The sequence below is a fragment of the Limnobacter humi genome, from assembly GCF_024518835.1.
GTDB lineage: Bacteria > Pseudomonadota > Gammaproteobacteria > Burkholderiales > Burkholderiaceae_B > Limnobacter > Limnobacter humi.
Genome location: NZ_JANIGO010000002.1, coordinates 608,104 through 626,750, shown reverse-complemented (window position 1 = coordinate 626,750; position 18,647 = coordinate 608,104). Strand labels below are relative to the sequence as shown.

The window sequence follows — 18,647 nt, the reverse complement described above, 5'->3', positions numbered from 1 at the left end:
TAACAAAAAAGCCACCTTCGGGTGGCTTTTTTATGCCTACATGCAGTGGTCAATAATGCAGTTGATGTACCGCTCACTGCTGAAGGGCACGCCATTTCGCTGCTGTTGATAGATTTGTTCGGCCAGGCACTCAAACACTTGGTGTGCAGCCTGGTGTTCATCACCCATTTTTTCGCACAGTTTTGCAAACGCACTGCGTATGCCGGGGGGTTGATCAATGCTCACCTGCTCAGCCACCGCCAGGTGCATCGACAAATGCAGAAACGGGTTTCCTTCTCCACCTTCCACCGAGTAATCCCGGGCCAACACTTCTTCCAGGTCGGCGTCAAATGTGGGGAAGTATTCTGGATGGCGGCTCATCCACTGCAAGGCCAAACTTTCCGCTTCGGAAATCGGTTGTTCCTGGTGGTATTTTTTCCAGGTGTTCAGAAAAAACAGGCGGGCTTGGTCTCGAGTTGGATTAAACATGGTCAGCGTTAAACAGGCAAATACTCAGGCGGTTGTTTCTGGGTGGGGTTAACAGCGTTGCGCCATCATTGAGCCAGGCAGCCTGTCCCAGTGCACCAAACCACTGGGTATCCGGAAAGGCAGCCAACACCGCGGCAATGTCCTGATCGGTTTCATGGCACAGTGCGCTTCTTTCAAATCCGGCAAAGAGCACGCCGATGGCGGGTGGCTGGTTGTTAAACCGTTTGGCTGCGGCAGTTTTCCAGTCGGGAATTTCTCGTTCAATGGCTTGCGCAGTTCGACGGGCCAGGCGTACACGCTGACCCTTGACGACCGGTGCCGCCAGTCCTAGAGTTCCGTCCGCATGAATTTCCATCACAGGCACCCAACTTTCCCCATGGGCATGAAACACCTGCAAGCGCAGCCCGACAGGTTTGGTTTGTTCTGCGGGGCACCTCAGGGCGTGTGCGGCAGGTAAGCCATTGATCTGAATCAGAAACAAACCATTAGACTCCTCGACCACCTGCGGATCGGTCAGGAATTCTAAACCTTCTGAATTCAGCACCAGGGGGTTGGAGACTCTCAACACGGTGTCAGCAAGATGATCGCCCGCCAGTCGACCGTGGTGCAGGCGTGGCATCTTGGCGTAATTCGCACCGTAGGACAGCATGCCCAAGCAATCGGCATTGTGCACCACCGTACCAGGTTCATTCAGCTGTGCCACATCCACAGTGTGGGCCGATGGGTCATGCTCCGACAGTTGCAGGCGAATGCTGTCAAACGGTTGGCCTTCATGGCCTGCTGTCTCAAAAGCATGGCCAAAAACCGCCACTGCGATGGCCGGTTCATGACCTGTCACCTCACCATCGACAACTAGCCCGGAGACACATCCGCCCCACACATTCATGCATTGTGTCTTCGTCACCGCTGCTTGCGCAACATCGGCCATCATGGAGGAAAAATGTGGTGTACACAGTACCCATACCCGGCTGACGTAGTCACTGTGGCGCCGCAAACTGGCCTGGGTCAGTGCATCGTCCAGTGCAGACACAACGTCGTCCAGTGTGGCGGTCTCACAGCGGCGGACACAGATCGCGTGGCTCATTGGGTTTTCTTCTTGTATTCACAAAGGTCCACGATACTACAACGGCCGCACTCCGGGCTGCGGGCTTTGCACACATAGCGACCGTGGAGAATCAACCAGTGGTGGGCATTGAGCATGAATTCCTCAGGGATGAATTTCAGCAAACGTTGTTCAACCTCAAGAACATTTTTCCCGGGGGCAATGCCAGTGCGGTTCGACACCCGAAAGATGTGGGTGTCCACAGCCATGGTCGGGTGCCCAAACGCTGTGTTCAAGACCACATTGGCCGTTTTGCGTCCAACCCCTGGCAGGCTTTCCAAGGCTTCCCGATCCTCCGGCACTTCACCGTTATAACGGTCTCGCAGAATTTCGGCGGTTTGCACCAGGTGTTTGGCTTTCGATCTGAACAATCCGATCGTCTTGATGTAGTGCTCAACCCCCTCTACGCCCAAGGCGGCGATCGCCGTTGGTGTATTGGCCACAGGGAAGAGTTTTCGTGTGGCAATGTTCACGCCCTTGTCAGTGGCTTGTGCACTGAGCAACACCGCGGCCAGCAGCTCAAAAGGCGTGGAATACTCCAACTCGGTTTTGGGTTCGGGGTTGGCTGCGCGAAAGCGCCCAAAGATCTCGGTGCGTTTGGCTTTGTTCATGGTTTGGATTCGGTACTGTTACCCTGTTGCCGGCGAGCGCGTGCACGGGCCAAAGCGGCTTCGATGATCGCTTTCTTCTTGGCAGCATCCGGGTCCATGCTTTCAGACAATCCATCGAGCTTTTGGATCGCCTTGGATTCCAGGCGGGCAGACTGCTCCGATTTTTGTCTCACCAGTCGTTCCGATCGCCGGTGCATTCTGGCGCGGGCTGCGTGAGCCTGCTCGGTGGTCCAGTTCGCGTGCGCGGGCATGAGTAGCATGTCGATGCAGTCAACAGGGCAGGGGGGAATGCACAATTCACAGCCTGTGCACAATTCAGCAATCACGGCATGGCGGCGCTTGCTGCTGCCCACAATGGCATCAACCGGGCATGCTTTAATACACAGTGTACAGCCGATGCAGTGCTCTGGTTCAATCACGGCCACGTGCCGTTCCAGCGTGATGCCACAACTCGGGTCAATCGGTTTTGGCGGTTTGTTGAGCAGGTTCGCCAACTTGAGCATGGTTTGCTCTCCGCCGGGCGGGCAGCGGTTCAGGTCAGCCTGACCAGCTGCCATGGCTTGCGCGTATGGCAGGCACCCGGTGTAACCACATTGGGTGCATTGGGTTTGGGGCAGGCAGTCATCCAACTGCCCAGCCAGTTTGTCAGGCGTTTGAAGCGATGAATTCACGGATTTTTGGGTAGATCATTTCGCGCCAGCGGCGACCGCTGAAGATACCATAATGTCCGCATTCGGGTGCTTCAAAATGCTGCTTCTTGGCAGCTGGGATACCGGTGCACAGGGTATGCGCTGCCTTGGTTTGGCCTGGGCCGGAAATGTCATCCAACTCGCCTTCGATGGTGAACAAGGCCACCGTCTTGATGTCGGACGGTTTGACCAGTTCGTCGCGCACGGTCCACTGTCCTTTGGGCAATGCGTGGTCCTGGAAGACTGTCTTGATGGTGTCCAAATAGTATTCGGCAGGCATGTCCAGCACGGCATTGTACTCATCATAAAACTGACGATGGCTTTCGGCGCTCTCGCCATCGCCTTCTACCAAGTGCATGTAGAAGTCATAATGGCTTTGCACATGGCGATCCGGGTTCATGCTGACAAAGCCCAGGTGTTGCAGAAAACCAGGATACACACGGCGAAGATAACCCGGGTAGGTGTGCGGCACCGAGTAAATCACATTGTTTTCAAACCAGGAATGGGGTTTCTTGGTCGCCAGGTCATTCACTGAGGTGGGGCTTTCCCGGGTGTCGATGGGGCCACCCATCATGGTCATGGTGCGTGCCTGCTTCGGGTCTTGGTTGCTCGCCATGATTGACACGGCAGCCATGACCGGAACGGTGGGTTGGCAGACCGAAATCAGGTGAACATCAGGGCCAAGCAATTGAATGAATTCAATGCAGTAGTGCACATAATCATCCAGATGAAACGCCCCTTCAGACAGCGGTACCATGCGCGCATCCACCCAATCGGTGATGTAAACATCGTGGTCCTGTAGCAAGGTACGGACTGTGTCTCTCAGCAAGGTGGCGTGGTGCCCGGACAATGGAGCCACCACCAGCACTTTGGGTTGCGGCGCCAGCGGTTTGGTTTCACTGGGGATCAGCTTCCGGAAATGAATCAGTTGGCAAAATGGCTTGGCCACCACGATTTCTTGCGCGATGGATACTTCACGGCCCTCGCACTTCACGGTTTTGATGCCAAACTCGGGTTTTTCGTATTCCTTGCCCAAGCGATACATCAATTCAAAGCCTGCTGCAATGCGCCGAGAAAACGGCGAGTGAGCCAACGGACTAAACGGGTTGCTGTACATTTTTGCGCCAGCCTCAGCCCAAATGGTCATCGGGTTGAGCAACGCGCGTTGAAACTCGTGCAATTGATACAGCATGCAGCCTCCGGTACTTGGCCAGAATTGGAATGAATCGACAGGGTAGACCGTCAAGCTGACGGCGATCTGTCGATTATCGAACAATTATTGCTGCAATGCAACAAGTTCCCTGTGGGGCAGGTTACCAGTAGTTTTCCACCGCAATTTCACCTGGCGAGTTTCGTCTGGCAGGCGAAAATCCCCTTTTTTTCAGTGATTTGCGTATGTCTGTAACCATCTCTGGATTGCCACAAATCATGAAGCGGCTGTGTTGCTGATCAAACGGTAGACCAGTCACCGCCTCGAGTGCACCGTCGTCAATCAGTTGGGTAATGCGTTGCGTCAGGCAGTTAGCCACCGTTTCACGGGTAACCACCGGTACATAGACAAAACGGCTGTTCAGGTCGGGCACCAGCTCGCTCATGAGTGGATGGTCTGTGAAAGTTTGGATTTCAGCCTGGTAAACCAGCTCCTCAGCGGTTCTGGCGCTGTGAACCAGAACGATTTTATCAAACTGTTCCCAGGTGGCCGGGTCGTGGAGAATGGACAGAAAGGGTGCAAGCCCGGTACCAGACCCGAGTAGCCACAAATGCTGGCCTGACTCAAAACGGGCGGTGGTTAAAAAACCGAAGTTGGTTTTGTCCACATACAGGGTGTCGCCGACATTCAGCTGACTTAAGTGCGAGGTAAATGCACCGTTGGGAACCACGATGGAGAAAAATTCCAGGTGTTCGTCAAACGGCCCGGACACCATGGAGTACGCTCGCCAGATAACATCAGGCTCGCCTGCGATTTGAAGCCTGTTGTCAACACCCAGCCGGGCAAACTGCCCAGCAGTAAACCGAAAACCGGTGGGCCTGGTACAGGTCAGCGAAAAAAGCTTGCCGGGCACCCACACCCGAACACCGGTGATGGTTTCTCGGGTGTACTTCTCGTCGGGTGTGGTCACTTTTCCAGATACTGCAATTTGTCCTTCACGTCCTTCCAATCGTCGGCGTCGGGCAAATGGGCTTTCATGCGGGTGATGCTGGGCCAATCTTTGGTCAGGTCCGCATTGATCTGGATGAATTTCACCTGGTCAGCCGGGACATCCTCTTCTGCATAAATGGCATTCACCGGACATTCCGGAATGCAGACTGCGCAGTCGATGCACTCGTCCGGATCAATCACCAGAAAGTTTGGGCCTTCACGAAAACAATCCACAGGGCAAACATCCACGCAATCGGTGTATTTGCACTTGATGCAGGATTCGGTAACGACGTGTGTCATGGCGCAACATCAGCAGTTGAAAATCAAGGCTGCATTGTAATCCATCCCTGTGGCCTTGCAGTGAGGAAGGTTTCCAAATCCAGCAAAGGCATGTGGGGAAACCCCAAGCGCAGAGCAGCAGGCAATTTCCTATAATCCGTAAATATTCATTATTCACGGATTCGCTTGTGACCCATTCCGCTGACGAATTTGATACCAGTGCAGCCCGCGAGGCCATTTTCAAGCGAACCCGTGCATTGCAGGGCCGGCCAGACACGCGAAAACCCCACGAGGCTCAACTGGCGCGAGAGTACATGGAACAGCACCGTCGTGGTCCGCAACCCTCGCCAGTTGAGGATGTGGTTGCGCTGTTTGTTGAAAAGTCCAAGGCGATGCTGTGCTCGGTGGACCGCGTCGCCACCCTGGAAGAAGCCGTTCAAAGCTGCCGGGATTACCTGGCCCATCAGGGCTTGGTTGCCCAAGGTGAAGCTGTGGTGTGGCCTTCGTTGAAACACCTGAACTGGCAGGCGTTGGGCATGCCGGTTCGATGGGGTGCCCCCACGGGAGACGATCGGGTTGGCATCAGTGGCACGGCATTTGCTGTCGCTGAAACCGGCACGCTGGTGTTGGCCAGCAGCCCGGAAACACCGGCCAGTACGCACCTGTTGCCCGAGACACACATTGCACTGGTGCATGAGCACCAGATCGCCCACACACTGGAAGACGTGTTTGCCCGAATGCGTGCACAGGGCATGGCCATGCCGCGTGCGCTCAATTGTGTATCGGGGCCATCACGCACCGCCGATATTGAGCAGACCATTGTTCTGGGTGCCCACGGCCCTTATCGCGTCCATCTGGTTGTCATCAAGGAAGCCTGATGAGTAACCGCAGCCGCCGTGAATTTGTTCAAAACAGTCTTGGGTTGGGGGCTGGCCTGTTGGTGGGGTCGCAGGCCCAGGCCCAGGCTGAGGTTTCGGCCCCTGCGGTTGTTAAAACCATCAAGCCCACCGTGCTCAAGTTTCAAAGCACTTGGCCCACGCGGGATATATTCAACGAGTTTGCACAAGACTTCGCCAAAAAGGTCAATGACATGTCCGGTGGTGAGTTGCGCATCGACGTATACCCAACCAACAGCATTGTGAAAGCCTTCGGCATTCAAAATGCTGTGCACAAGGGTCAACTCGACGGTGGGCATGGTGTTCCAACCTACTGGCACGACCGCCACCCGGCATTTTCATTGTTTGGCAGTGGTCCCAGTTTTGGCATGGACTCCAATCAGGTTCTGGCTTGGTTCCAATATGGCGGTGGTCAGCAGCTCTATGACGAGTTGGTTCAAAAAGAAATGAACCTGAATATCCAGGGGTTTCTCTACGGGCCGCTCACCGCTCAGCCCCTGGGCTGGTTCAAAAAGCGGATTGACGAGCTCAAAGACATGGCGCACCTTCGGTTTCGGGCGGTTGGCTTGGCGGCCGATGTCTACCGTGAATTGGGCGCCAACCCCACAGCCCTGCAACCCGCTGACATTGTGCCCTGGCTGGACAAAGGCTTGATCGATGCCGGTGAGTTCAACAATCCGAGTTCGGACCGGGCGCTGGGTTTTCCCAATGTCACGCCCGTGTGCATGATTCGCAGCTTCCACCAAAGCTGCGAGGTGTTTGAGGTGATTTTCAACAAGAGCCGCTTTGATGGCCTGTCATTCCCATTGAGGTCCATCATCCGCTATGCCCTGCAGGCCTCTTCTTCGGACTTGAGCTGGAAGGCAGCCGATCGGTTTTCCAATGACTATGAGGAAATGCGCCGTAAGCAAGGCGTGCGCTATTACTACACGCCCGAAGATATTCTGAAAGCGCAACTGAATGCCTGGCGGAAAATCATCGCCAAAGAGTCTGCGGCCAGTCCCATCTTCAAACGCATCATTGATTCTCAAATGCGTTTTGCAAAGCGGGTGGTTGGTTTTGAAAATGATGTGACGCCATCGTCCAAGATGGCTTACGACTTCTGGTTTGCATCGGTCTAAAAGTCGCCCAAGCCTCGTGGCCGTGAAGTAAACTACAGGCTTGTCAAACACCACAAAGAGTGCAACATGTCTGATATTCACGCTCATCGCACCCACAACCTGTCACTGGACGACGCAAAAAAGGTTGCGCAAAAGCTGGTGGATCAATTGGAAAAAGAATTTCAGCTTGAGAGTCGCTGGGTGGGCAATACCCTGAATTTCACACGGTCTGGCGTCAAAGGCACCTTGGATGTCACTGACAAAGACGTCACGCTGGACATTTCTTTGGGCTTTATGCTGAAAGCCTTCAAGTCCAAAATTCAGTCTGAAATCGACAAAAATTTAAGCAGCATGTTTGCTTAAGAAATGGTCCACGCTGGGGTACTTCAACTGAAACCCCAGCTTGGCTTGTTCCACTGATCGAATTCGGCGTGACTCGGCCATAAAGCTCCACATCATCGGGCTGACCTGTTCCTTTACGGCATTTCGGCTCAAGCGCGGCGGACGCTGCAATTGGTAAGCGTCCGCAACAGCGTCAAAGTAATCACCCATCTTGCAGGGTTCACCGTCGCACGCATTGACCACACGCCACACCCCCCCCTTGAAATTGCACCACACACTCAAGCGCCCCAAGTCCAATTCATGAATGTGATTGGACCAGGAGTCTTCCGCGTTCACAATCGCTGGCGTGCCTGCACGAATGCGGTCCAATGGCAAACGCGTGTTCCCATAGATCCCGGGGGCACGCAGTATGTGGCCGCTATGTCCCAACAGGCTGGCCAGGCGCACCTGCTGCTCAGCATGTACCCGTCGGCGGGCCCTGTCCGATTGCGGGTTTACCGGCGAGCGTTCGTCAATCCATTGACCCTGTGCATTGCCATACACCCCGGTCGTTGAAATGTAAGTGAGGTGCAAGCGCTGTTTGTGCCAGGCCTGGTTTCGGGCCGCAGCATACAAAGCCAGCCGCTTGAGCGTGTTGTCCACCGCTGTGGAGGTGTCGGGTGCAGCCATCCACAACACGCGGTGGGCAAGGCTCAGGGCTTTCAGCAAGTCGCGTTTGTTGCTCAAGTCACAGGGCAGGGCTTGTGCACCCTGCTGGCGAATGCGCATGCGCTTGTCCAAGCCGGTCTCCCCGGGTCTGCAAGTCGCGATAAAATGCCGCGTGGTGTCATGGCGCAGCAGGGCAAAACCCACCTGACCACAGCCAGCAATCAACAATCGTTGTTGGCGAAGCAGGCGTGGCTTGACCCGGCTGAAAAACCCATTGGGGGAATGATTTTTTTTGAAGGCAGCAGTTCGATGATTCACAGCGTGAGTATTCTTCCCAGTCAACGGCAGTTCGAGTGTGAGGCCGATGAGCCCATACTCACCGCCGCTCTGCGCGCTGGTGTTATTTTGCCATATGGCTGCAAGGACGGCGCATGCGGTTCCTGCAAGGCCGAGTTGGTGAATGGCAAAGTGGATTATGGCCATTATCAAGTGCGCGCGCTGTCGGATGAAGAAAAGGTGCGTGGCAAGGTGTTGACCTGCTGCGCCAAGCCTTTGAGCCCAATCCAACTGAAGGTTCGTGAATTGTCGGGTCTGGGTGATATTCCTGTTAAAAAAATGCCCTGCCGTTTACAGCGCATTGAAAAGCCGGCGTCCGACGTGGCGGTTCTCAAGCTTCAACTGCCCGCCAATGAGGTGCTGCAATTTCTGGCTGGGCAGTACATTGAATTCATCTTGCGCGACGGGTCTCGCCGCAGCTACTCCCTGGCCAATGCACCCTATCAGGAAGGTGGTATTGAATTGCACATCCGGCACATGCCGGGTGGTCTGTTCACAGACCATGTATTTGGCGCGATGAAAGAGCGCGAAATTTTGCGTTTTGAAGGTCCGATGGGCACCTTCTTTTTGCGGGATGACCCCAACAAGCCAGTCATTCTATTGGCCAGTGGTACAGGTTTTGCGCCCATCAAGTCCCTGCTCGAACAGGCCTTTTTCAAAAACAACAACCGACAGTTCGTGTTGTATTGGGGGGCGCGCACGCGGGCTGATTTGTACATGGCCGAACTGCCTGAACAATGGGCCCGGGAGCACGGCAATTTTCAGTTTGTGCCTGTGTTGTCACACGCCACAGCCGCTTGCAATTGGTCGGGTCGAACCGGGTTTGTTCATCACGCAGTCATGCAGGATTTCCCGGACATGTCCAATCACCAGGTGTATGCCTGTGGTGTACCCGTGATGGTGGAGTCGGCTTTGCGGGACTTCACCACCCTGTGTGGATTACCGGAGGATGAGTTTTACGCCGACGCTTTTACCTCCGAGGCCGACAATCACCTTCAGGACTCGCCCAAATAAGCCTCTCGCACGCGCGGGTCGAGAATCAAGTCACTGGCTTTGCCATGAAAGTCGATCAAGCCTGAATCCAATACATAGGCTCGGTCGGCAATCTGCAAGGCCAGGTTGGCATTTTGCTCCACCAGCAGCACAGTCAAGCCTTGTGCGTGAATGGACTGAACGACGTCAAAGATTTTTTCAACCATGATGGGTGCCAAGCCCATGCTGGGTTCATCCAGCAGCAACAAGTCAGGCCGACCCATGATGGCGCGGCCCATGGCCAGCATTTGTTGCTCGCCACCGCTCAGGGTGCCAGCAGACTGCTTGCGGCGCTCTTTCAGCCGGGGAAACAGGGTAAACACCCGTTCTTTGTCGTCCTGAATGCCCGCTTGATCGTGACGACAATATGCACCGAGGTCCAGATTTTCCTCGACCGTCATGCGGGCAAACACACCGCGACCCTCGGGCACCAGCGCCATGCCCAATGCTAGCCGTTGATGGGCGGCCAGGGTGTTCAAATCGACCGAGTTGTTGTATACGGCGCGTTTTGCCTTAAACGGCAGCAGCCCTGCCATGGCCTTCAGTGTGCTGGTTTTGCCAGCACCGTTGCAGCCAATCAAGCACACCAATTCGCCGCGCATCACATCAAAAGACACTCCTTTGACGGCCTGAATACCACCATAGTGAACCGTGAGCTGTTCAATCGACAGAATCGGGCTCATCGCCTGAGCCTGTCCTTCAGGAATGAGTTCAGCCAGCATGGTGTAGACCCCCCAAATAAGCCTCAATCACTGCAGGGTCTTTTTGAACAATCGCTGGTTTTCCCTGGGCAATCACCTTGCCGTAGTCCAGCACGGTAACAGTGCTGCAAATGCCCATCACCAGTTTCACATCGTGCTCAATCAGCAGCAGGGTTTTACCGTCGCTGGCAATTCGCAGCAGCAGTTCTTTGAGTTGCAACTTTTCGGATCCATTCATGCCAGCGGCGGGTTCATCCAGGGCCAACAGGCTGGGGTTCATGGCCAAGGCACGAGCGATCTCGAGTCGACGCTGATGTCCATAAGACAATTCGGAGGCCAGGTAATTGGCGTGCTGTGCAATGCCCACGTAGTCCAATAGTTTCAGGGATTGGTCTCTAAGTCGACGCTCTTCATCGCGCTGAGACGGTAGTCGCAGAATCGCAGCGATGGCTCCAGCTTTACTCTGGGTGTGAAAGCCCACCATCACGTTTTCGACGACCGTCATGGTTTGAAACAGGCGAATATTCTGAAATGTGCGTGCAATGCCCAGCTTGGCCACATCGGCGGGGTTGTGCGGAAAGAAGCGGTGCCCCTTGAATTGAAAATGCCCTTCATCGGGTGTGTACAAGCCCGTGATCAGATTGAAGCAGGTGGTTTTGCCAGCGCCGTTGGGACCAATCAAACCGGTGATGGTTCCCTGCGCAATGTCCAGATCTACCGCATCGACGGCGGTCAGGCCGCCAAACCGCTTGGTCAGTCCACGAATACTCAACAGCGTGTTGCTCATGTGGTGGCCTCGGTATGAGATGGGCTGTTTCGGCCTTTGCGCTCTGGCCACAAGCCTTTGGGCTTGTACAACATCACCAGCACCATGGTCAGCCCATAAATGAGCGAGCGGATGATCTCGGCATCCACCAACACCTCGCCAAACAATTGTTCTTGCAGCGGAGCCACCACATGGCGCAGCATTTCTGGAAAACCCGAGAGCAGAACCGCACCTAAAATAACGCCGGGAATGTGCCCCATACCACCCAGCACCACCATGCACAGTACGATCACCGATTCCATCAGACCGAATGACTCCGGGCTGATAAAACCTTGAAATGCTGAAAACATGGCGCCCGACACGCCGCCAAATGAAGCCCCCAGCGCAAAGGCCAGGAGCTTCACATTGCGGGTGTTGATGCCCATCGCTTTGGCCGCAATTTCGTCATCGCGAATGGCTGTCCAGGCGCGGCCCAGGCGGCTGTCCTGCAATCGCAGGCTGACCACCATGATGATCAACACCAAAGCCAGGAACAGGTAGTAATACAAATGCAGTGCAGGGATGTCCAGCCCAAACACGTGAACTGTTTTTTCAAACCGAATGGTGCCGATGCGCACGGGTTCGATCATGTAAATACCCTGAGGCCCGTTGGTGATATTCACCGGTGCATTCAGGTTGTTCATGAACAGGCGAATGATTTCGCCGAATCCCAAAGTAACGATGGCCAGGTAATCACCCCTCAGCTTGAGGGTGGGTGCGCCCAGCAGGACACCAAACAGCCCGGCCACTGCTGCCCCCAGCGGAATGATGAGCCATAGCGAGACGTGCAGACCGTCGGGGAATTGGGCTGCAATCCATTCAAAGTTGTCGGTAAGATGGGGTGAGTTGAGCAGACCGTACAGGTAGGCACCTACAGCATAAAACGCGATGTAACCCAGGTCCAGCAGGCCTGCAAAACCCACCACAATATTCAGGCCCAAGGCCAGCATGACGTAAAGCAGCGCCACGTTGACAATGCGCAGCCAACTGTTGCCCAGGTCACCCACCACCCAAGGCAGAGCCACCAGAGCCACCGCAACCAACATCAGGCCAACAATTTGTTTGGTTAGTGGTGCGTTCATCATGCTCGGTCCGATACCTTTTCACCCAGCAGGCCTGAAGGCCGTACGGTGAGCACCAGGATGAGCACTGCAAATGCAAAAATATCCTGATAATTTGAACCCAAAAAACCACCAGTCAATTGCCCCAGATAGCCAGCCCCCAGGCTTTCGACCAAGCCCAGCAGCAAGCCGCCTAGCATGGCACCATAAATATTGCCGATGCCACCCAGCACAGCAGCGGTGAAGGCCTTCAGGCCAGGCAGAAATCCCATGTAGAAATGCGCCACCGAGTAATTGGCCGCCACCATCACGCCGGCCACTCCGGCCAGTGCTGCGCCAATCATGAACGTGGCCGAAATAATCGCGTTGGGGTTGATGCCCATGAGGCTGGCAATCGCCGGGTTTTCTGCTGTGGCCCGCATGGCTTTGCCGAGTTTGGTGCGATTCACGAGTGTCGTCAGGCCCATCATCAGCACCGATGACAACACAACAATGGTGAGTTGAACGGGTGTGAGTGAAATGGTTCGCGCGGGTGCGTCTGCCACCGTGTTGTGAAAGGTAAAGAGGGTAATCGGATCTTGGGAAAGGGTGGTTGGAAAAATCAAGTAGTTGCGGCCCCAGATGATCATGGCCAATGTCTGCAAGGTAATGGACACACCAATGGCAGAAATGAGGGGAGCAAGCCGTGGCGCCGTTCGCAGGGGGCGATAAGCCACCTTTTCTACGGTAAAGCTGACCGCCATGCACACTGGAATGGCTGCCACCATGCCCAATGACAACAACAACCAGCCAGGTAACCCCGGGTTGATGCCTGCAATGGCCGAGATGGCGCTGAATGCCACCATGGCACCCACCATCACCACTTCACCATGGGCAAAGTTGATGAGGCCCAGCACGCCGTACACCATGGTGTAGCCCAAGGCCACCAGCGCGTAAATGCTGCCCAATACCAAACCGTTGATGATCTGTTGAATCAGTGTGTCCATGAATCCGATGCGTCTACCCAAACCCAGGATGATCAACCGGATAACCGTGCAAAGTGGCTTAAACCTTGCTTCCGGAAGGGTGTGCTTTTTTTGAAGGATAGTACAAAGGATGCAGCGGCTGCGAGAAACCAATCAGAAACAGGCCAGTTAATTCAACCCTTGCCAGCGGTGCCGCCTTTGATGCTACATTCAACAACGAAGCAAGTTCGATTCCATTCACAACACACAAATTCGGGGGAAGCAGAATGCGCAGTTTGAACAAACCCACACTGATTGGTTCGGCAGTATTGGCAGCAATGGGCAGTTTGGCCATGGTCAGTACAGCACAGGCCAAGGATGTCATCGTCAAGATTGGCCATATTGCGCCGCTGTCAGGTCCACAGGCCCATTACGGCAAAGACAACGAGCAGGGTGCCCGGTTGGCCATCGATGATTTAAATGCCATGAAGATTCAACTCGACGGCGGCACTGCCAAATTTGAGTTGGTGGCTGAAGATGATGCGGCCGATCCCAAAACCGGTGCAATCGTTGCGCAAAAATTGTGCGACATGAAAGTAAACGGCATTGTGGGCCACTTGAACAGCGGCACCACGGTGCCAGCCTCCCGCATTTACCACGACTGTGGCATTCCTCAAATCACGCCCTCGGCCACCACACCCAAAATCACCAAGCAGGGTTTCGATTCCGTATTCCGCGTGATTGCGCATGACGGCGTACTGGGTGTTGCGCTGGCCAAATTTGCCACCGCCGATTTGAAAGCGAAGAAGTTTGTGGTGATTGATGACCGAACCGGCTACGGTCAGCCCCTCGCCGATATTTTTGCCAAGCAAGTGCAGGCGGGCGGTGGTCAGGTGCTGGAGCGCCAGTACACCAACGACAAGGCCACCGACTTCGCCGCCATTTTGACCTCTGTGAAAGCCAAAAACCCGGACGTGATTTTCTATGGTGGCATGGATGCCCAGGCAGGCCCCATGTTGCGTCAAATGAAGCAGCTGGGCATCAAGGCCAAGCTGATTGGCGGTGATGGCATTTGCACCACCGAGTTGAGCAAACTGGGTGGCGACAATGTGGGTGACAATGTGATGTGCGCCGAAGGTGGCATGGCCTTGTCCAAAATGCCGGGTGGCCCTGCCTTTGAGAAGCGCTACAAGGACAAATTCAAGTCAGACATTCAGGTGTATGCCCCCTTCGTCTACGACGCCACCATGACCATGGGCATGGCCATGAAAGAGGCGAAGTCGGCCGATCCCAAGAAGTATCTGCCCAAGCTGAAAGCCATCAGCTACAAGGGTGTTATCGGTACCATTTCGTTTGATGAAAACGGGGATGTGAAAAATGCGCCGGTCACGGTGAACACCTATGGTGCGAAGGGAAAGACACCGTTGACCATCATCCAGTGACGCGTGATTGGGTATCAATCAATAAAAACCCCGCAGGGTGATAACCGCTGCGGGGTTTTTTTATTCAGTACTGCCTGTTGGTATTACAGGGACAAAACCCACGCAACCAGTTTTTTGGCTTCTTCGTCCGTCACGTTTTGAGCAGGCATCGGAATTTGGCCCCAGGTGCCTTTGGTGCCGTGTTTCACTTTCTCGGCCAGTGCAGCAGGTGCTGCCTTGTCACCTTTGTACTTGGCAGCCACGTCCTTGAAAGCCGGACCTACCACTTTCTTGTCCACCTGGTGGCAAGACAAGCAGGCCTTGCTCTTGGCAAGCGCTTCGTCGGCGCTGGCTGTCAACGGCAGGGCAGCCACCAAAGCGGCCACAGCCAACACACCCATTTGCTTCTTCATCATCAACTCCTCAACACGGTGACGGTTTTCAACTCTTATAACGGATCGGTCCGTATTTTGGCAGACAAATCCAGGTTTTGTCATGTTACAAAAGGAAATATTTCTGCACACGCCTTGTTTTGGGAAAAGTTCCCGGTGTCCGTCGCGGTTGCGCCATGTGGCCGATGAATTGAATCACCGCCGGCCGGTGTCAAGCAGTGCCTGCAAGGGCAGGGGGTACAATACCGAACCTGGTGTTTTTCAATTCCCTTGAACGAGATTGCGAATGTTTGTTCATCCTGAGTTTAATCCGGTCGCCATTCAGATCGGCCCCTTGGCGGTTCGCTGGTACGGTCTGATGTACCTCGCTGGTTTTATTGCGTTCATTACCCTGTCCAAGCGTCGCCTCAAGTTCTTTCCGGCCATCAAGGAGCTGGATGTGGACAACCTGCTGACCTGGGGGGTGCTGGGCGTTATTTTGGGTGGACGTTTGGGCTACGTGCTGTTTTACAAGCCGGACTATTACTTGCACAACCCGACTGAAATTCTGGCCATATGGGAAGGTGGCATGTCTTTCCATGGCGGCTTTCTGGGTGTGTTGTTGACCTGTCTGGTTTATTGCAAAGTCAAAGGCTGGAATTTTTTTGACTTGATGGACTTTGTCGCACCCTCGGTGCCACTGGGTTTGGCATTTGGTCGATTGGGTAATTTTATCAACGGAGAACTGTGGGGGCGCCCCACCGATGGCTGGTGGGGCGTGGTTTTCCCGCAGGCCGGCGATTTGTTGCCTCGCCATCCATCCCAGTTGTACCAAATGAGTCTGGAGGGCTTTGCCCTGTTTGCGTGGCTTTGGTGGTTTTCGTCCAAACCCCGATCGCGTGCGGCCATCTCGGCCTGGTTCATGATGGGCTACGGCGGTGCACGTTTTATTGTTGAATATGCCCGCGAGCCTGACCGATTCCTGGGTACTTTGTCACTGGGCCTGTCGATGGGGCAGTGGTTGTGTTTGCCCATGATATTGCTGGGGCTGGTATTGCTGGCGTGGTCGCGCGGTAAACCCACCGCGCTCCAGACCATGGCGCCTCGACCTTAAAAGCCGGTGATGGCCTTGTAGATCATGGACAAGGCCACAAAGGTCAGCAACACGGCGAACACCCGTTTAATCCGTGCAACCGGTAGGCTGTGGGCCAGCTTTGCGCCTCGGGGTGCCGTCAGCACACTCATCACGGCCACACAAGCCACTGCCGGCAGGTAGATGTAACCCAGTGAGCCTGATGGCATTCCTTCAAGGTGTAGGCCGTTGATAATGTAGCCCATGCTGGCAAACACCGCGATTGGAAAGCCCAGTGCGGCCGATGTCGCTACCGCATTGCGCACCGGTACATTGCTCCACACCATGAATGGTACTGATAAAAAACCGCCGCCTGCTCCCACGATGCTGGAGACGCCACCGATGACACTGCCCATGCCGACCATGCCAGCTGCACCAGGCAGGGTTCGTGAGGGTTTGGGTTTTTTGTCAGCAAACATTTGGTAAGCTGAAAAAATAACGAACACGCCAAAACTCAGCGCAAGCTCTTTGGTGGGCAGGTACGACACAATTTTGGAGCCCACGAAGCCACCAATCAAAATACCCGGTGTGAGAAATTTCACAATGTCCCAGCGAATGGCACCTGCTTGGTGGTGGGCTCGCATGCTGGAGATGCTGGTAAATACAATAATCGCCAACGATGTGGCGATCGATGCATGCACCACATGGTCTGCAGGTACGCCCTGTTTGTGAAGCAGAAAACTGAGGAATGGCACAAGAATCATGCCGCCGCCGATGCCCAGCATGCCGGCCAGCACACCGCTGAACACGCCCAGAACCAGCAGCGCAGCGATGAAAATAGGATCAATCATGGTGTGTGGATCTTTTAAAAATGAAAGAGACTGACCCATCGGTCAGTTTGCCCGCCTTCCATTGTCCAATAAAAAAAGCGCCACCTTCTCGGGTTGGCGCTTTTTTCGTATTAGGGTCTCTGCCAGTGGTGCGCTGGTCCGATCCCTGAACCTAAGGTTCAAGTGGGTCGCAGTATCAGAGTCTTCAGGTTTCCCAGACAAACGTGGGAATCACACCGACTCGTAAAAAATCCGCAACCGGGATCACAGATATTGGTTCACGGAATGCTGACCAACACAGACACGGCAGAGATGAAACATTTAGAACAAGCTTGCATTTTTGGGTGCTCCGCCGGAATTCAAGCTTGCATCCACCACCTGTTCAATGGCCTCAATTTTACGCTCAATCGACTCAATGTCCAGCCCTAAAACAGGTTTGTCTTGATTACTTCCAGTGAGGGATTCATGCGCGATCTGCAAGGCAGCCATGACGGCAATGTTATCCAGACCAACCACCCGCCCCGAATTGCGAATGCTGGTCATTTTGGTTTCCACAATGTTGACGGCTTGTTGCAGCGCGGCACGCTCCTCCGGTTTGCAGGAAATCCGAAATTCCCGCCCCATCAGCTTCAGCAGCAGTGTGTCCAATTATTTCTCCGAGTTCAGTTCGAGTTCCGGAAACCACTGATTCAGCATCTGGTTGATCTGGCCCTGGGCGTGGTCCACCTTGCGCCGAAGCTGCTCGTTCTCGCGAGACAGTTGCTGCGCTCTTTCCTGGGATTTTTGCTGCTCATGCCGGCTTTGCTCCAGGGCTTTTGCCAAGGTGCTCACCTTGTCCTGTAGTTCGTCCAGTTTTGCAAGCAGAGATTGCGCCATTGGGCTCGCTCCATCGAATGTTGGGTGTCAAACTGCCATGACCATGACTATACAACCGGAAAACCCTGATTGGGCAAGGTCTTCCAGCAGAAAATTGATCTCAGACCTTAAATTGTGACAATCCGAGCACGTCTTGCATGTCATAAAGCCCGGTGGCTTTGTCCATCAGGTACTGGGCGGCACGAATGGATCCCTGCGCGTAGGTCATGCGGCTGGAGGATTTGTGGGTGATTTCGATGCGTTCGCCGATGCCTGCAAACAGCACGGTGTGGTCACCCACAATGTCACCGCCCCGAATCGTTGAAAAACCGATGGTGCCAGCCTCACGCTCACCCGTGATACCTTCCCGGGCAAAGACGCCCACATCCTTCAGATTCACGTTCAATGACTTGGCGATCACTTCGCCCATGCGCAGGGCGGTGCCAGAAGGTGCGTCCACCTTTTTGCTGTGGTGTGCTTCAATCACTTCGATGTCATAACCTTGCGACAGTATTTTGGCTGCCACTTCCAACAATTTGAAGGTGGCGTTCACACCGACAGCCATGTTGGGTGACCACACCATGGACACTGACTGCGAAGCAGCTTTCACGGCATCCATCTGCTCGCCTTCAAAGCCGGTGGTGCCAATCACAGCCTTCACACCCAGGCGTTTGCAAACATTCAGATGTTCAAGCGTACCGGCTGGCCTCGTGAAATCAATCATGACTTGCGCATTGGCCAAGGCTTGTTCGACCTGATCGGTGATGATCACGCCAGTGTGTATGCCCATGAAGTCGCCCGCATCACGTCCCAGTGCGGGTGAGCCAGCGATGTCGAATGCGCCCGCCAGGGTGCAAGCAGGGTGATTCAATACCGCTTCAATCAAGGTCTTGCCCATGCGGCCGGTGGCACCCGCAATCGCAATTCGAATGGCTTCTGTCATA

The 18,647-nt window shown here is 54.6% G+C and carries 24 protein-coding genes and 1 other RNA gene; 6 read left to right on the top strand and 19 right to left on the bottom strand.

Annotated features, from left to right (window positions below; translation table 11 throughout):
* Positions 1–36: 36 nt before the first annotated feature.
* From NQT62_RS07900 to fdxA, 7 genes are all read right to left on the bottom strand, one after another.
* Complete coding sequence (locus NQT62_RS07900; RefSeq protein WP_256764122.1) at positions 37–468, bottom strand: DUF1841 family protein; 432 nt, start codon at positions 466–468, stop codon at positions 37–39.
* A complete protein-coding gene (locus NQT62_RS07895) occupies positions 461–1,552 on the bottom strand; it encodes a hypothetical protein (RefSeq protein WP_256764121.1) in 1,092 nt (363 codons plus the stop codon). Before NQT62_RS07895 ends, NQT62_RS07900 begins: the two co-directional genes overlap by 8 nt.
* Positions 1,549–2,181 (bottom strand): endonuclease III, encoded by a 633-nt coding sequence (gene nth, locus NQT62_RS07890; protein WP_256764120.1) that lies wholly within the window; start codon positions 2,179–2,181, stop codon positions 1,549–1,551. Before nth ends, NQT62_RS07895 begins: the two co-directional genes overlap by 4 nt.
* Positions 2,178–2,852 (bottom strand): RnfABCDGE type electron transport complex subunit B, encoded by a 675-nt coding sequence (locus NQT62_RS07885; RefSeq protein ID WP_256764118.1) that lies wholly within the window; start codon positions 2,850–2,852, stop codon positions 2,178–2,180. The genes nth and NQT62_RS07885 overlap by 4 nt, the downstream gene beginning before the upstream one ends.
* Positions 2,827–4,062 carry a polyhydroxyalkanoate depolymerase gene (locus tag NQT62_RS07880; RefSeq protein ID WP_256764117.1) on the bottom strand — a complete coding sequence of 412 codons (1,236 nt, stop codon included), beginning with the start codon at positions 4,060–4,062 and terminating at the stop codon, positions 2,827–2,829. The genes NQT62_RS07885 and NQT62_RS07880 overlap by 26 nt, the downstream gene beginning before the upstream one ends.
* Before the next feature lie 121 nt (positions 4,063–4,183).
* Positions 4,184–4,990, bottom strand: coding sequence for a ferredoxin--NADP reductase (locus NQT62_RS07875; RefSeq protein WP_256764116.1), 807 nt, complete (start codon positions 4,988–4,990; stop codon positions 4,184–4,186).
* Positions 4,987–5,310, bottom strand: coding sequence for a ferredoxin FdxA (fdxA, locus tag NQT62_RS07870; RefSeq protein ID WP_256764114.1), 324 nt, complete (start codon positions 5,308–5,310; stop codon positions 4,987–4,989). The genes NQT62_RS07875 and fdxA overlap by 4 nt, the downstream gene beginning before the upstream one ends.
* A 167-nt stretch (positions 5,311–5,477) precedes the next feature.
* Here fdxA and NQT62_RS07865 point away from each other — a divergent pair, with 167 nt between their 5' ends.
* The 3 genes from NQT62_RS07865 to NQT62_RS07855 all read left to right on the top strand — a co-directional run bounded on the left by NQT62_RS07865 (position 5,478) and on the right by NQT62_RS07855 (position 7,648).
* A complete protein-coding gene (locus NQT62_RS07865) occupies positions 5,478–6,167 on the top strand; it encodes a LutC/YkgG family protein (protein ID WP_256764113.1) in 690 nt (229 codons plus the stop codon).
* The gene (locus tag NQT62_RS07860) at positions 6,167–7,306 is read left to right on the top strand and encodes a TRAP transporter substrate-binding protein (RefSeq protein WP_256764112.1); all 1,140 of its coding nucleotides are present in this window, start codon (positions 6,167–6,169) and stop codon (positions 7,304–7,306) included. Before NQT62_RS07865 ends, NQT62_RS07860 begins: the two co-directional genes overlap by 1 nt.
* A gap of 66 nt (positions 7,307–7,372) precedes the next feature.
* Positions 7,373–7,648 (top strand): polyhydroxyalkanoic acid system family protein, encoded by a 276-nt coding sequence (locus tag NQT62_RS07855; RefSeq protein ID WP_256764111.1) that lies wholly within the window; start codon positions 7,373–7,375, stop codon positions 7,646–7,648.
* Here NQT62_RS07855 and NQT62_RS07850 read toward each other — a convergent pair.
* Positions 7,628–8,395: an NAD-dependent epimerase/dehydratase family protein gene (locus tag NQT62_RS07850; protein ID WP_256764110.1), complete on the bottom strand. Its 768-nt coding sequence runs from the start codon at positions 8,393–8,395 to the stop codon at positions 7,628–7,630. The two genes, NQT62_RS07855 and NQT62_RS07850, sit on opposite strands and share 21 nt — an antisense overlap.
* A 189-nt stretch (positions 8,396–8,584) precedes the next feature.
* Here NQT62_RS07850 and NQT62_RS07845 point away from each other — a divergent pair, with 189 nt between their 5' ends.
* Positions 8,585–9,625, top strand: a complete 1,041-nt coding sequence (locus NQT62_RS07845; protein WP_256764436.1) for a CDP-6-deoxy-delta-3,4-glucoseen reductase — start codon at positions 8,585–8,587, stop codon at positions 9,623–9,625.
* Here NQT62_RS07845 and NQT62_RS07840 read toward each other — a convergent pair.
* The 5 genes from NQT62_RS07840 to NQT62_RS07820 are packed head-to-tail and all read right to left on the bottom strand — an operon-like array spanning position 9,607 to position 13,509.
* Positions 9,607–10,326 (bottom strand): ABC transporter ATP-binding protein, encoded by a 720-nt coding sequence (locus NQT62_RS07840; protein WP_370569155.1) that lies wholly within the window; start codon positions 10,324–10,326, stop codon positions 9,607–9,609. The two genes, NQT62_RS07845 and NQT62_RS07840, sit on opposite strands and share 19 nt — an antisense overlap.
* A 28-nt stretch (positions 10,327–10,354) precedes the next feature.
* The gene (locus tag NQT62_RS07835) at positions 10,355–11,131 is read right to left on the bottom strand and encodes an ABC transporter ATP-binding protein (protein ID WP_256764108.1); all 777 of its coding nucleotides are present in this window, start codon (positions 11,129–11,131) and stop codon (positions 10,355–10,357) included.
* Positions 11,128–12,234: an ABC transporter permease subunit gene (locus NQT62_RS07830; RefSeq protein ID WP_370569144.1), complete on the bottom strand. Its 1,107-nt coding sequence runs from the start codon at positions 12,232–12,234 to the stop codon at positions 11,128–11,130. Before NQT62_RS07830 ends, NQT62_RS07835 begins: the two co-directional genes overlap by 4 nt.
* A complete protein-coding gene (locus tag NQT62_RS07825; protein WP_256764107.1) occupies positions 12,231–13,196 on the bottom strand; it encodes a branched-chain amino acid ABC transporter permease in 966 nt (321 codons plus the stop codon). Before NQT62_RS07825 ends, NQT62_RS07830 begins: the two co-directional genes overlap by 4 nt.
* Before the next feature lie 58 nt (positions 13,197–13,254).
* Positions 13,255–13,509 carry a hypothetical protein gene (locus NQT62_RS07820; protein WP_256764448.1) on the bottom strand — a complete coding sequence of 85 codons (255 nt, stop codon included), beginning with the start codon at positions 13,507–13,509 and terminating at the stop codon, positions 13,255–13,257.
* Here NQT62_RS07820 and NQT62_RS07815 point away from each other — a divergent pair.
* The gene (locus tag NQT62_RS07815; RefSeq protein ID WP_256764106.1) at positions 13,442–14,596 is read left to right on the top strand and encodes a branched-chain amino acid ABC transporter substrate-binding protein; all 1,155 of its coding nucleotides are present in this window, start codon (positions 13,442–13,444) and stop codon (positions 14,594–14,596) included. The genes NQT62_RS07820 and NQT62_RS07815 overlap by 68 nt on opposite strands.
* 83 nt (positions 14,597–14,679) lie before the next feature.
* On the opposite strand, the gene NQT62_RS07810 is transcribed toward NQT62_RS07815, so the two are convergent.
* Positions 14,680–14,988, bottom strand: coding sequence for a c-type cytochrome (locus tag NQT62_RS07810; RefSeq protein ID WP_256764434.1), 309 nt, complete (start codon positions 14,986–14,988; stop codon positions 14,680–14,682).
* 265 nt (positions 14,989–15,253) lie between these two features.
* Between NQT62_RS07810 and lgt the strand changes: the two genes are divergently transcribed.
* Positions 15,254–16,060, top strand: coding sequence for a prolipoprotein diacylglyceryl transferase (gene lgt, locus NQT62_RS07805; RefSeq protein WP_256764105.1), 807 nt, complete (start codon positions 15,254–15,256; stop codon positions 16,058–16,060).
* On the opposite strand, the gene NQT62_RS07800 is transcribed toward lgt, so the two are convergent.
* The 5 genes from NQT62_RS07800 to dapB all read right to left on the bottom strand — a co-directional run bounded on the left by NQT62_RS07800 (position 16,057) and on the right by dapB (position 18,646).
* The gene (locus tag NQT62_RS07800; protein WP_256764104.1) at positions 16,057–16,869 is read right to left on the bottom strand and encodes a sulfite exporter TauE/SafE family protein; all 813 of its coding nucleotides are present in this window, start codon (positions 16,867–16,869) and stop codon (positions 16,057–16,059) included. The genes lgt and NQT62_RS07800 overlap by 4 nt on opposite strands.
* Positions 16,870–16,981: 112 nt before the next feature.
* A non-coding RNA gene (gene ssrS, locus NQT62_RS07795) (6S RNA) lies at positions 16,982–17,164 on the bottom strand.
* A gap of 5 nt (positions 17,165–17,169) precedes the next feature.
* Entirely contained in the window at positions 17,170–17,496 is a 327-nt protein-coding gene (locus NQT62_RS07790) for a cell division protein ZapA (RefSeq protein ID WP_256764103.1), read from the bottom strand.
* On the bottom strand, positions 17,497–17,724 hold the full coding sequence (locus tag NQT62_RS07785) for a hypothetical protein (protein ID WP_256764102.1): 228 nt from the start codon (positions 17,722–17,724) through the stop codon (positions 17,497–17,499).
* A 100-nt stretch (positions 17,725–17,824) separates the two neighbouring features.
* Positions 17,825–18,646, bottom strand: a complete 822-nt coding sequence (gene dapB / locus NQT62_RS07780) for a 4-hydroxy-tetrahydrodipicolinate reductase (RefSeq protein WP_256764101.1) — start codon at positions 18,644–18,646, stop codon at positions 17,825–17,827.
* Position 18,647: the final 1 nt, after the last annotated feature.